Origin of the sequence: Bifidobacterium asteroides (assembly GCF_019469425.1) — a bacterium.
GTDB lineage: Bacteria > Actinomycetota > Actinomycetes > Actinomycetales > Bifidobacteriaceae > Bombiscardovia > Bombiscardovia asteroides_I.
This window is the reverse complement of record NZ_CP048272.1, coordinates 850,153-862,467: the sequence shown is the minus strand read 5'-3', so window position 1 is coordinate 862,467 and position 12,315 is coordinate 850,153. Positions and strand designations below refer to the sequence as shown.

Annotated in this window: 15 protein-coding genes; 10 read left to right on the top strand and 5 right to left on the bottom strand. The window is 62.2% G+C overall.

Annotated features, from left to right (window positions below; all coding sequences use genetic code 11):
* Positions 1 to 97: 97 nt before the first annotated feature.
* Positions 98 to 1,075, bottom strand: a complete 978-nt coding sequence (gene msrB / locus GYM67_RS03275) for a peptide-methionine (R)-S-oxide reductase MsrB (protein ID WP_220237109.1) — start codon at positions 1,073 to 1,075, stop codon at positions 98 to 100.
* Positions 1,076 to 1,249: 174 nt separating this feature from the next.
* On the opposite strand from msrB, the gene GYM67_RS03270 reads away from it, so the two are divergent.
* The 5 genes from GYM67_RS03270 to gap all read left to right on the top strand — a co-directional run bounded on the left by GYM67_RS03270 (position 1,250) and on the right by gap (position 4,842).
* Complete coding sequence (locus tag GYM67_RS03270) at positions 1,250 to 1,987, top strand: AzlC family ABC transporter permease (protein WP_220237108.1); 738 nt, start codon at positions 1,250 to 1,252, stop codon at positions 1,985 to 1,987.
* Positions 1,984 to 2,340: a branched-chain amino acid transporter permease gene (locus GYM67_RS03265; RefSeq protein ID WP_220237107.1), complete on the top strand. Its 357-nt coding sequence runs from the start codon at positions 1,984 to 1,986 to the stop codon at positions 2,338 to 2,340. Before GYM67_RS03270 ends, GYM67_RS03265 begins: the two co-directional genes overlap by 4 nt.
* Positions 2,341 to 2,381: 41 nt before the next feature.
* Entirely contained in the window at positions 2,382 to 3,131 is a 750-nt protein-coding gene (locus GYM67_RS03260) for a thiamine diphosphokinase (RefSeq protein ID WP_220237106.1), read from the top strand.
* A gap of 40 nt (positions 3,132 to 3,171) precedes the next feature.
* Positions 3,172 to 3,597, top strand: a complete 426-nt coding sequence (locus GYM67_RS03255; RefSeq protein WP_220237105.1) for an arsenate reductase family protein — start codon at positions 3,172 to 3,174, stop codon at positions 3,595 to 3,597.
* 189 nt (positions 3,598 to 3,786) lie between these two features.
* Positions 3,787 to 4,842, top strand: coding sequence for a type I glyceraldehyde-3-phosphate dehydrogenase (gene gap / locus GYM67_RS03250; protein ID WP_220237104.1), 1,056 nt, complete (start codon positions 3,787 to 3,789; stop codon positions 4,840 to 4,842).
* 72 nt (positions 4,843 to 4,914) lie between these two features.
* On the opposite strand, the gene GYM67_RS03245 is transcribed toward gap, so the two are convergent.
* Positions 4,915 to 5,511, bottom strand: a complete 597-nt coding sequence (locus GYM67_RS03245) for a DedA family protein (protein ID WP_220237103.1) — start codon at positions 5,509 to 5,511, stop codon at positions 4,915 to 4,917.
* Positions 5,512 to 5,588: 77 nt separating this feature from the next.
* Between GYM67_RS03245 and ybaK the strand changes: the two genes are divergently transcribed.
* A complete protein-coding gene (gene ybaK, locus GYM67_RS03240) occupies positions 5,589 to 6,095 on the top strand; it encodes a Cys-tRNA(Pro) deacylase (protein WP_220237102.1) in 507 nt (168 codons plus the stop codon).
* A gap of 6 nt (positions 6,096 to 6,101) precedes the next feature.
* On the opposite strand, the gene GYM67_RS03235 is transcribed toward ybaK, so the two are convergent.
* Positions 6,102 to 7,187 (bottom strand): 4-hydroxy-3-methylbut-2-enyl diphosphate reductase, encoded by a 1,086-nt coding sequence (locus tag GYM67_RS03235; protein WP_220237101.1) that lies wholly within the window; start codon positions 7,185 to 7,187, stop codon positions 6,102 to 6,104.
* A gap of 172 nt (positions 7,188 to 7,359) precedes the next feature.
* On the opposite strand from GYM67_RS03235, the gene GYM67_RS03230 reads away from it, so the two are divergent.
* Together GYM67_RS03230 and GYM67_RS09370 are read left to right on the top strand one after the other, a co-directional pair.
* Positions 7,360 to 8,328, top strand: coding sequence for an aldose 1-epimerase family protein (locus GYM67_RS03230; RefSeq protein ID WP_220237100.1), 969 nt, complete (start codon positions 7,360 to 7,362; stop codon positions 8,326 to 8,328).
* 85 nt (positions 8,329 to 8,413) lie between these two features.
* A complete protein-coding gene (locus GYM67_RS09370) occupies positions 8,414 to 8,488 on the top strand; it encodes a 50S ribosomal protein bL37 (RefSeq protein WP_099327425.1) in 75 nt (24 codons plus the stop codon).
* A gap of 136 nt (positions 8,489 to 8,624) precedes the next feature.
* On the opposite strand, the gene GYM67_RS03225 is transcribed toward GYM67_RS09370, so the two are convergent.
* Positions 8,625 to 8,912, bottom strand: coding sequence for a hypothetical protein (locus GYM67_RS03225; protein ID WP_220237099.1), 288 nt, complete (start codon positions 8,910 to 8,912; stop codon positions 8,625 to 8,627).
* A 39-nt stretch (positions 8,913 to 8,951) separates the two neighbouring features.
* Complete coding sequence (locus GYM67_RS03220) at positions 8,952 to 9,572, bottom strand: sigma-70 family RNA polymerase sigma factor (RefSeq protein WP_220237384.1); 621 nt, start codon at positions 9,570 to 9,572, stop codon at positions 8,952 to 8,954.
* 143 nt (positions 9,573 to 9,715) lie between these two features.
* Here GYM67_RS03220 and GYM67_RS03215 point away from each other — a divergent pair, with 143 nt between their 5' ends.
* Together GYM67_RS03215 and GYM67_RS03210 are read left to right on the top strand one after the other, a co-directional pair.
* Positions 9,716 to 10,474 carry an exonuclease domain-containing protein gene (locus GYM67_RS03215; protein WP_220237098.1) on the top strand — a complete coding sequence of 253 codons (759 nt, stop codon included), beginning with the start codon at positions 9,716 to 9,718 and terminating at the stop codon, positions 10,472 to 10,474.
* 186 nt (positions 10,475 to 10,660) lie between these two features.
* The gene (locus GYM67_RS03210; RefSeq protein ID WP_220237097.1) at positions 10,661 to 12,229 is read left to right on the top strand and encodes a Mur ligase family protein; all 1,569 of its coding nucleotides are present in this window, start codon (positions 10,661 to 10,663) and stop codon (positions 12,227 to 12,229) included.
* The last annotated feature ends 86 nt before the right edge of the window (positions 12,230 to 12,315 follow it).

The window sequence follows — 12,315 nt, the reverse complement described above, 5'->3', positions numbered from 1 at the left end:
CAGCAAGTCCACAATAGACCCAAAAGACGATGGCTCTGCACTTGGCTCGTGCCGGAGCCTCTGCTGAGGCTCTGGCACGCCATTGGAAGAGGAATCGTCAGCGGGTCGCCCCGTCCACCAGGGGCAAATAGTCCCCGTAGCCCTCCTCTTCCATCCGATCCCGGGGCACGAACCGCAGGGCGGCGGAGTTCATGCAGTAGCGCTGCCCGCCACGGTCGGCCGGTCCGTCATCGAAGACATGCCCGAGATGGATGCCGGTCTGTGCCGTCCGCACCTCGATCCGGGGCCGGCCCAGCAGCTTGTAGTCCTTGCGATTGGTCAGCAAGTCGGGGTCGATAGGCTTGGTGAATGCCGGCCATCCGCAGCCCGAGTCGTACTTGTCCGCCGAGGAGAAGAGCGGCTGCCCGCTGACCACGTCCACGTAAATGCCGGGGCGGAACTCCCCGTCGTAGGCGTTGGCGAAGGGCCGCTCGGTGGCGGAGTGCTGGGTCACCTCGTAGCTTTCGGGATCCAGGGACCAGATGCGCTCGATGTAGCGCTGGCGGGAGGCGGCGCTGGCGATAGCCTCCAGAGGGATGTGGCAGTATCCGCCGGGGTTCTTGAGCAGATAGTCCTGGTGGGCCTGCTCGGCGGGATAAAAGTTGATCAGAGCCTCCACCTGCACAGCGGGATGACGGCCTGTCCTGCGCTCCAGCTCATCCAGGGCACGCCGGAAGACGGGCTCCTCCTGTTCGCGATGCTCGGGATCCCAGTAAAGGCCGCTGCGGTACTGCCTGCCTCGGTCGTTGCCCTGCCGATCCACGGAGAAGGGGTCGATTAGGTCGAGCAGGAGCAGAGTCAGGGTCCGCAGATTGACAACTTGGGGGTCATAGGTCAATCGCACGCTCTCCACAGCGTCGGTGGCGCCGCTGCATACCTGTTCATAGCTGGGATCGGGCTCAATGGACTGAGCGTATCCCACCTGGGTGTCAATGATCCCATCCACCTCCTGGAAGAACCGCTCAATGCCCCAGAAGCATCCCCCAGCCAGAACGACCGTGGCCGGGTTGTTGGTCGAAATCTTGTTCTTATCCATGATTCCTCCTCACATGCCGGTGCATGTCTCCGCATTCAACAGGAGCGGGAGAGCGCCTATTCCGTTTCTCTCGCCTCTTGACAGCCTTCTCACATTGTCGACCAGCCTGCATCTGCGGAGCAAAGGGCGATTATCATTGCTGACCATCTTTGAAACGACGTCAGGAGGAGGGTCATGCAGACGACGCAGGAAGAGGCAGGCGAAGTCGCGAAGCCTTCCGGAACCATCCTGGGCTCCCTAGCCGCGGCCTTCCCACGGACTCTGCCCATCATGGCCGGATTCCTGGTGCTGGGGATCTCCTACGGTTTTTTGATGACCAGCCGAGGATTCCCGGTGGTCTACCCACTGGCCATGAGCGCCCTGATCTACGCCGGGTCCATGGAGTTCGTGACCGTGGACCTGCTTATGTCCACTTTCAATCCCTGGGGCGCGCTGATGCTGACCCTGATGGTCAACGCACGGCACCTCTTCTACGGCCTGGCCATGCTGCCGGTCTTTCGTGGGACAGGCCGAAAAAAGCCCTACCTGATCTTCGGCATGTGCGACGAGACCTTTGCCCTGGAGTCCGCCGATCCTCACCCAGCCGGGACCGACAAGGGCTGGTACCTGTTCTTTGTCACCTTGCTCAACCAAATCTACTGGGTGGGCGGCGCCACCCTGGGCGCTGTGCTAGGCAACCTGGCGAGCTTCGACACCAGGGGGCTGGATTTCGTGCTGACCGCCATGTTCCTGGTCCTCTTTCTGGAGCAGTGGCGGCAGGCCGAGGCCCGCCTGCCTGCCCTGATCGGTCTGCTGGCCTCTCTGGCCTGTCTGCTGGTCTTCGGACCCGACCGGTTCATCATCCCGTCCATGGTGGCCATCCTGGCCATCTTCATCCTCTTGGACTTCCACAGACAAAAGGAGGCCTCATGACAACCGCGCAGCAACTGATCACCATAGGCATTGTGGTCCTGGCAACCATGGCCACCAGATTCCTGCCCTTCATAATCTGGCCGGAGGGGCGTCGGCCACCGGCCCTGGTGACCAGGCTGGGGCGTCTGCTGCCCGGCGCCGTCATGGGACTGCTGGTGGTCTATTCGTTGAGGCACACCAACCTGGTGAGTGGCGATCACGGGCTCTACGAGGCCCTGGCCCTGCTGGTCACGGCCTTGGCTCACCTGCGATGGAGGAACATGATGGTCAGCATCGCCTGCGGCACCCTGACTTACATGGCCCTGGTGCAGGGTTGGCTGACCTTCCTGGTCGGTCTGGCTGGTCTGGGATGATGGGGGCGCCTCAAAGGGACGAACGCAGGAAGAAGACTCTTATGCAGAATGACGGTCAATCAGCCCAGGTGCCTCTCTGCCGAATCTGGGGCGCAGGACAGTACTTCGGCAAAGAAAAGGCACGCGGCGGACAGGCTCTGGTTATCGCGGCGGATGGCGGACTGGAGCCGGCCCTGGAGCACGGGGACGAACCCGAACTGGTCGTGGGCGACTTCGACTCCCTGCCCGCCGGGAGCCGAAAACTGCGTACAGACATCCCCCGCCGGGTCCTTCCTGCCGAGAAGGACGACACCGACCTGATGGCTGCAGCCAAGGTGGGCTGGCAGCGGGGCTGCCGACGGTTCCTTATATATGGTGGCCTGGGCGGGCGCATGGACCACACGCTGGCCAACCTGAACCTGATCCATCTGATCGCCGCCAGCGGGGGCCGGGCCGAACTCTGGGGCCAGGGAATGCTGGTCACGGCCCTTGGCCCTGGCAGCCTGGACTTCCCCGCCTGGGACTGCCCGCCCAGGTCCATGGTCTCCGTCCTGGCTGCCGATGACCAGGCTCTGGGCGTGGTCGAGCAGGGCCTCAAATACCAGACGGACGGCATGACCATGACCAACCAGCAAGTGACTGGTGTCAGCAACGAGTTCCTGCCCGGCAGACCGGCCCACATAGCCCTGAAGCAGGGAACCATGTTCGTCACCTACCCCATCTCGGCGCCCGAGCCGGTCTGGATCACCAGCCTGGAAGCCAAGGCTGACCTGGGCTCCCTGGAGACCCGGCCCTCCCGGCGACTGGCCTGAGCCTCTTTTGACCTGGAACTCCATTTGGAAAGGAAAATGCATGACAGCTGCTTCAACCACGCAGTCAGCGACCCCGACAGCCCGGCACCCGCTCTTCATCTGCTACAGCCGCTGCTCCACCTGCGCCAAGGCCCGCACCTGGCTGCGTGACCACAATGTGGACTTCACCGACAGAGACATCAAGGAGGACCGCCCCGCCCAGGAGGAACTCACCGCCTGGCTGGACATGAGCGGCCTGCCCGTCCGACGATTCTTCAACACCTCAGGCCAGGCTTATCGCAGCCAGGGACTGAGCAAACGCCTGCCGCAGATGGACACGGAGCAGACTCTGCAGCTGCTGTCGACCGACGGCATGCTGGTCAAGCGTCCCATCCTGCTGGATGGCCGGCATGTTTTGGTTGGATTCCGTCAGCAGCAGTGGGAGGATTGGCTGGCTGATACGAACGAAAATCCTCACAATTCCTGATCGTTTTGTTGTGCAAACAAACAACAAAACCTACCATTTTGTTTGTTCGTTTTTTCCTTTGCATAACCAGTGCAATCGCTTGCTATAAGTACACAGGGTTCTATAAACTATGAGATGTTATCAGTAATCGGCCATATACGGTCCGGTATTTTTTGTGCTGTATACGGCCAATCTCCAAGGGAGAATTGAATGACAGTAAAGATTGGCATCAACGGATTCGGACGTATCGGTCGTCTGGCCTTCCGGCGCATCTTTGAGCTCCAGGCCCGCGGCGGCGACGCCTCCAACATCGAGGTGGCCGCCATCAACGATCTGACCACCCCGGCCATTCTGGCCTATTTGCTCAAGTATGACAGCACCCAGGGCAACTTCCGCCACGACGACGGCACACCGGTTTCGGTCACCTCCACCGACACCGCCATTGTGGTGGACGGCAAGGCGTACCCGGTCTACGCCGAGAAGGATGCCAACAACATCCCCTGGGTCAAGAACGACGGCGTGGACTACGTTCTGGAGTGCACCGGCTTCTACACCTCGGCCGAGAAGTCCCAGGCCCATCTGAACGCAGGCGCCAAGAAGGTCCTGATCTCCGCCCCCGCCAAGGACGATACCACCCCCACCGTCGTATACGGAGTCAACCAGGAGACCCTGAAGGCCTCTGACAAGATCATCTCGGCAGGCTCCTGCACGACAGGCTCCATGGCCGCCATGGTCAAGATGCTGGATGACAATTTCGGCATCCGCATCGGCTACATGACCACCATCCATGCCTATACCGGCTCACAGATGCTGCTGGACGGCCCCAAGGGCAACAAGCCCCGCAACACACGCGCTGCAGCGATCAATACCATCGAGCATTCCACTGGCGCTGCCAAGGCCATCGGCAAGGTCGTCCCCTCTGTGGACGGCAAGCTGCAGGGACATGCCCAGCGTGTGGCTGTCCCCTCCGGCTCCGTCACCGAGCTGACCACCGTCCTGGACAAGAAGGTCACCGTCGACGAGATCAACGCTGCGGCCAAGAAGGCCTTCGAGGGCACTGATTATTACGGCTACAACGACGAGGGCATCGTCTCCTCGGATGTGATCGGCGACACTCACGGCGGTGTCTTTGACGCCACCCAGACTGACGTCAACACCCACGGCGATGATCAATTGGTCCGCACCGTCGCCTTCTACGACAACGAGTACGGGTTCACCAGCAACATGATCCGCACCCTGCTCTACTTCGCCGAACTGGGCGACTGAGCATCAGACCGGTTTCTCCGGCCATAGCGATTTCGGGTCCGTTCCCATGCGGGGGCGGGCCCCTTGTCGTAGTCAGCGCCTCCGGGTAAGCGCCCGCATGGCCAAGTCGCAGACCAGGCCGATGACCATGCCCACCAGAAAACCGATGGCCATGACGGCCAAAGGGTTGTTCTTCAGCCAGGAGGATGCCATGTACCCCAAGGTCCACATGTAGACGGACCAGAGCAGACCGGCTAGAGCAGCCAGAGGCAGGTAACGGCTGAGCGGATATCGCGCCGCCCCGGCAGTCAGATTGACCACGGTCCTGCCCGAGGGCACGAACCGCGAGGCCAGAGTGAAGAAGCCTCCTCCCTGGAGCAGGGCCCGGTGTGCCCATGAAGCCACAGCCTTGCCTGCGGCACCGCGGAAGACGGCCAGACGGTTCAGCGGGACCAGCCGCCCCAGCTCATAAGCGCAAGCATCGCCGCCCGCAAAGGCCAGGGCGCATACCAGAAAGACCAGGACGGGCAGGGGTCGTCCCGAGGCTCGAAAGGCTGAAGCCGTAGCCAGAACCATGAGTTCCGTGGGTATGGGAATGATCAGCGCATCCAGGAAGGCGGCCAGGAACAGCACAGCCAGCCCCCAGCCACCAGTCACCGCATCAAGCAGCCAGGCATTGACAGCGGTCATGGACTATCCTTTCCACGCAAGGGCGCCAAAAACACCCCCTCAGCCTACCTAAACGGTCAGTACCTTAACATGGAGTCATGAGCAAGAAGAAGCGGCCGGACTCGGATGCCGCGACCCCGGCCATGGCCCAGCTGGAGCGTCTGGGAGTCCCCTTCACCATCCATGAGTACCATCACAGCGCCGACCACATGGACCAGGGGTACGGCATCGAGGCCGCCAAAAAGCTGGGCCTGGACCCGCGCATAGTTTACAAGACCCTGATGGCCGACACGGGCAAGGAACGGGTTATCGGCATTGTTCCAGTTACTGGCCATCTGAACCTCAAACACCTGGCAGCAGCCGTGGGCGCCAAGAAGGCCCGCATGGCCGACAAAGCCCAGGCCGAGCGAGAGAGCGGATACGTCCTGGGCGGCATTTCGCCCTTCGGGCAACGCACCCAGCACCTGACAGTGCTGGACCAGGGCGCTCTAGAGTTTGACACCATCATGGTCTCCGGCGGCAAGCGCGGCATCAGCCTGGGGTTGGACCCGAGGGATCTGATACGTGTCCTCAAAGCCAAAACCGCACCTCTAGCCGCCGACTGAGAGTTTTTAGCGCTGGTCCTGGCCCTGCGGCTGTGGAACTGTCCTGGTTGCCCGGGCGGGGCGCAAGGCGGCAGGCAGGACGAAGCGCATATGCTCGTCGACCGCCCGGGCTCGGGTCACCTGGGAAAACCCTCGGGAAGCCAGAGTCTCCAGCACCCCCTGAACCAGGTCTTCGGGAACCGAAGCACCCGAAGTGAGCCCGACCGAATCCATGTCCTGCAGCCAAGTCGGGTCCAGTTCGCCGGCATCGTCGACCCGGTGGGCCCTCTGCCCGCCTTGACCAGGAAACCGCGTCTCCAGAGCCTGACGGGCCACCTCGACCAGACGCACCGAATTGGAGGAATTGGCCGAGCCCACCACAACCATGCAGTCCGCCTGACCGGCCACCAGCTTGACAGCCTGCTGCCTGTTCTGAGTGGCATAGCAGATGTCGGAACCCGGCGGCTCCTCCATCCAGGGGAAGCGTCGACGCAGGGCTGCAGCCAGGTCGGCGGTCTCATCAAGGCTCAGGGTGGTCTGGGTCAGCATGACCAGCGGGGTGTCGGGCCCAAAATCCAAGGCCTTAATATCAGCCTCATGCTCGACCAGGTGAACCCGGTCCGGGGCCTCCCCCATGACTCCCACAGCCTCGTCGTGCCCACGGTGGCCTATGTAGATGATCGAGTAGCCGTCGCGAACGAAGCGCTGGACCTCCCGGTGGACCTTGCTGACCAGAGGGCATGAGGCATCGACCACGCGCATCCCCCGCCGCCGGGCCTCCTTGACGACCGAGGGGGCGATTCCATGGGCCGAGAAGACCACGGGCACTCCGGCACGAACGGCCTGGTCGGGAATCTGGTCCAGCTCATCCACAAACACGGCCCCCCGCCGTGACAGGTCTTCAACCACATGCCGATTATGGACTATCTGCCGGCGCACGTATACCGGAGGCAAACCCTGATCCTGGCGGGGGTTGTCTGCATCCAGGATGGTCTGCACAGTCTGGATGGCTCGGTCCACCCCCGCGCAGAATCCGCGCGGATCAGCAAGGATGACCCGCCCATGCCCCTGCAGGGTCGGCTGTCCGCACACGGTGGTCCGAAATCCTGCCACTGCCGCTCCTTATCGATGTCAATCCGGACGGTTCCGGACGCTGCAGGTCCATGGTAGAAAGCCTGGACAGCCCCCGGTAGTCCATACGCAACTCTTTCACCAAGAAGCCAAGACCACTGAGGCGCTAGGATGGTGGCGTACCAAGCATCAACGGCACTATGGAAGTGGGAGCATGCATACGAACGAAATGATGGGCGGGGCTCTGCCCCGGACAGGACAGCAGTACAGCATCCGTCACGGGGACTACGAAGCGGTGGTGACGGAGCTGGGTGCCATACTGCGGGTTCTGAAATACCGGGGAAAGGACCTGCTGGCCTCCTTTGACTCGGATGGAACCGTACCCTGCAGCAACGGGAACGTGCTGGTCCCCTTCCCTAACCGGATTGAGGACGGCACCTACGAATTCCAAGGCCACACCTACACCTTGCCCATTGACGAGCATGACCGGAACACCGCTATTCACGGATACGGCTACCGGGCCTACTGGCACCTGCAGGTTCTGTCCGAGGACTCCGTCAGCCTCTCCTGGCGGGTGCCCGACATGGCCGGATACCCCTTCGACGTGGTGGTCAGCGTCACCTACGCCTTGGACGACCAGGGGCTGACCATGACCACCCGGGCCCTGAACCTAGGCGACGAGGCTGCTCCCTGGGCCTTCGGCATCCACCCCTGGCTGGCCAATGGCAAGCGGGGCGTCGGGGACCAGGTCCAGAAGGACAACGCCCCCTGCAACCTGTCCATCCCCTGCCGCACTCACGTGGTGGTCGATCCGGACAGGCTGCTGCCCACCGGCACCGAACCCGTCCAGGGACGAACCGATCTGCGCCAGGGTTCTGTGCTGGGCGAGGATGCGGACTTCGACGATGCCTGGACCGATGTGGAGCGGGACGATGACGGCACCTGCTCGGCTTGGTTCACCCGGCCGGACAGCATCCGCATTCAGCTCTGGGGCGATGAGACCATCACCTCATGGCAGGTATGCACCGGGACCGGCTTCGACGCTGGCATGCGTCCGGCCGGCGTTGCCGTGGAGCCCATGACCGCCTACGCCAACGCTTTTCGGACAGGCCGGAATCTGGTGATTCTTCAGCCTGCCGCCGTCTACACCACCCAGGTGGGATACCGGGCACAAGAGGTCTGAGCTGTCTGGCCGGTCGACAAAGGTCAGCCCGGTGTGCGATAATCGGCAAGGCTTATAGGTTCATCAGTAGCAAAGGAGTCCAATCATGGGCATGCGCGGACGCAAGCGCAGGGATCGCCGCAAGAAGGCCGCCAACCACGGCAAGAGGCCGAACACCTGATCGTCTGCCCCGGCACCAACGGTGCCGGGGTTTTGCATATATACGTAAAAAACCATGGCTGCATACGCATGACCATGATTTCTGCAATAGCCTGAATGGCCGGCAGAACCGAGCTCTGCCAAGAAGCCGGCTGGATCTACTTGTCTATATTGCGATCCGGTGTCCCCTGCTCCAGTTCATCCATCTGATCGAACATCTGCTTGAGCCGATCCAGCAGACAGTCCGGTGCGCATTCGGGGCGCAGATACCGGCGCAACTCCTCGATGACCATGCGCTCCCGATCGTCGCAGCATGATTCCGGGTCGAAGCTGTCGCTGGGATCCACGCAGGAGGCATCCTGGTAGATGCGCAGGCTGGCGTGGGACACCCTGACGGTGCCGCCGTCATCGTAGGCGTAGTGACTCATCTCCACGCGTCCGTCCATGCTCCTGCCCGCTTCCTGGTATCCGATCTTCGGGGGCCCTCAGTGCCCCTTGCTGCTGATCTCTTTTTTTATACTAGGCCTGGCAGCACCAGCGCCATGTTGTTCCGCTGAGGGCTTGCCCGCAGCCCCACGCCCCTGCTGGTAGCCACGCTCCTGGGCATACCGCTCCAGCTCCTGACGCAGCTGCGAGCGCGCCCGGTTCAGCCGGCTCATGACCGTGCCGATCTTGATGCCCTCCTCGTCGGCCACCTGCTGGTAGCTCTTGCCGTCGATGGCGGCGTCGATGAAGACCCGCCGGCGTTCCGGACTGAGCCGGTCCAAGGCGGCCATGATCTCCTCAGGGGCGAAGGTCTCCATGTATTCCTGCTCGGCGGATTTGAGCCCCTCGGACCCATGCTCCGAGGCCGAATAGATGTCCCAGTCGTTGTACTCGCCGGTAGAGTCGTTGGCCCTCTGGGGGCGCCGCTTGGCCTTGTGGTACTGGTTGAAGTAGGCGTTGCGCTCGATGGTGGTCATCCAGGCTTCGAAGTTGCTGCCGGGCTGGAAGCGGTCGAAGGCCTTGAAGCCGCGCTCGAAAGTGTCCTGGACCAGATCCTGGGCGTCGTCGGGGTTGTTGGTCAGGCGCATGGCCTGTCGGTAAAGCACATCCACCGCAGGCATGGCCAGGGCCTCGAATTGACGTTTTCTGCTTTCGAGCTCGCTGGTATCTGCCACACCCCCTATTGTGCCATCCCCCCTCGCCCGTTGCGGTTCCGACCCGGTCGGTCCTCGGTTACCATAATGACTGAGGAGAAATCACGCTTATGGAAAACACCGAGTACCCAAGCATGGAGCAGGCGCTTCAGTCCGCCCCGCAGCAAGAGGGGTCGACTCGCCTGGGGGACTCCTGGCTTCTGGGGTTCGACACCGAGACCACGGGCACCAGACCGGGCAAGGATGGCATTGTTTCGGCCAGCCTGGTTCTGCGCGACCCAACCAAGGGCTACTCAGGGGATGCAGTAGCCACTTGGATAGTCAATCCGCACCGGCATATCAGCAAGGGGGCCAGTCGGGTCAACGGGTTCACTGATCAGCAGCTGGCCGCCGAGGGCATGGAGCCTGAGCTGGCCACCGAGCAGATGGCGGGATTCATTGCCCGCGCCCAGGACAAACGCATCCCTCTGCTGGCCTACAACGCTCCCTTCGACGTGCAGATGCTGGACGGGGACATCGCCCGCTGGTGCGCGGGTTCGGTCAAGCCCATAAGCGAGGGCGATCTGCTGGTGGTGGACCCTCTGGTCCTGGACAGGGAGATCTCCCATCGGCCGGGCCGCCGCACTCTGGGGCTGACCAGCGAGTACTACGGCGTCATCCCCCATGGGAACTTCCACAATGCCATGGCGGATACGGTGGCGGCCGTGGACCTGATCAAACCCATGACCGCCCTTTTCCCCCAGGTGGCCCGAATCACCATGGACTCCCTTATGGACTGGCAGCGGCAGGCGCAGGCCAAGTGGCGGGAACGGTTCAACCAGCACCTGATCTCCCAGGGCCGCCGCCCGGTCGCAGACACCTGGCTCTGACCTTTCATCACTGGGGAATGGTTGGCCCAGTCACTTCCGGTATGGAACCTGAAGCATATGTATATTTTCGGTCAAGGGGTCGCAGGACCCACCTGCCGCTGCCTGGCTGAGACTATAGACTTAGACTTGGCCTCGACCGGATTGCAGTCGGGCTCAAAGAACCAATCAGACGAGGAGGAAGACGGCATGGCGCTGACTATGGCTTCGGCCCTGGAACTGCTGCGCAAACGCGATCAGCTGCGCGAGGTGATTCAGGGTGACCGATGGGCCTTGGATCAGCCAGCGGATCACCATTTGCTCAAGCCCTTCACCGACGTCACCTACGACACCCGCCAGGCCGGGCCCGGCAGCCTGCTCTTCTGCAAGGGGCATTTCCTGCCCGAATACATGGATTCCTGCGGCCCCGAAGGCCCGGCAGCCTATGTGGCCCAGCAGGACCTGTCCGCCCACACCAACGCCCCGGGAATCATCGTCAATGACGTGCGCAAGTCCATGAGCCTGCTCTCGGCCGCTTTCTACGGCTACCCTCAGAACCAGTTGACCCTGGTGGGCATCACCGGCACCAAGGGCAAAACCACCACCGCCTACTACCTGCACGCCATGCTGAGCGAACTCTCCGGGGGCAGGGCGGCCCTGTTCTCTTCAGTTGACAACTGCCTGGACGGCCGCCATTATGCAGAATCCCAGCTGACCACGCCCGAGTCGCTGGACCTCTTCCGCATGATGCGCCAGGCGGTGGATGACGGCATGCGCTACCTGGTCATGGAGGTCTCCTCCCAGGCCTACAAGGTGCATCGTGTCTATGGGCTGACCTTCGACCTGGGGGCTTTCCTGAACATCTCCCCCGACCACATCAGCCCCATGGAGCACCCCACGTTCGAGGACTATCTCTACTGCAAGCGCCGCATAGCCTACAACAGCAGGCAGCTGGTCATGGGAGCCGACATCCAGAGAGCCGACCTGATCCGCCAGGATGCGAACACCGCCGGCATTCCAGTGACCACCTTCGGTTTCGGCAGACAAGAGGCCGACTTCGTGGCTCGCAAGGCCCCGGGCAAGGGCAACGACTATCTGATCGGCCCCTCCAGTGGTTCCATGATCCCGATCAGCCTGTCCATAGCCGGTGATTTCAACGCCTTGAACGCCATAGCTGCTTTTGCCATGCTGAACCGGCTGGGGCTGGAACCCGATGCCGATGCCGTCCAGGCCATGGAGAAGGTCCGCATCGCCGGCAGAATGGAATGCTTCCAAGCCGACAACCGGATCGTCTATGTCGATTACGCCCATAACTACGCCTCCATGAAGGCCCTTCTGGACTTTGTGGATGAGCGCTATGGCGAGCGTGACCCTCAGATCACTCTGGTCTGCGGAGCGACAGGCGGCAGGGGGATCGACCGCCGAAAGGGCATCGTCCAGGCAGCCCAGGACCGTGTCGATCGGCTCATCCTGACCTCTGACGACGAAAACGAAGAAAGCTCGGAACACGTGGCCCAGGAGATGCTGAGTTTCGTCACCAACGCCAATCTGGAGACCAGCATGGTGCTGGACAGGACCCAGGCCATCGAACAGGGTCTTGGTCAACCGGGCCTGCCCGGAGATCGTCTGCGGATCATTCTGGTCACCGGCAAGGGCGAGGAACGCTGGTTCAAGAGCAAGGGCCGCCACGTGCCCTACGAGGGTGACGACCACGTGGTGGCACGTCTTCTGGGCACAAAAAGCTACGACCTGGGAGCCACCGGCGCAGCCAAGGTCTGACGATCCCGACAGGTTCCTAAGATGGAAAGCCGAATGCCCCGCGGCAGGGTGGGGCGCACGAGCACATGGTAGGTGGTTTCAGAAAC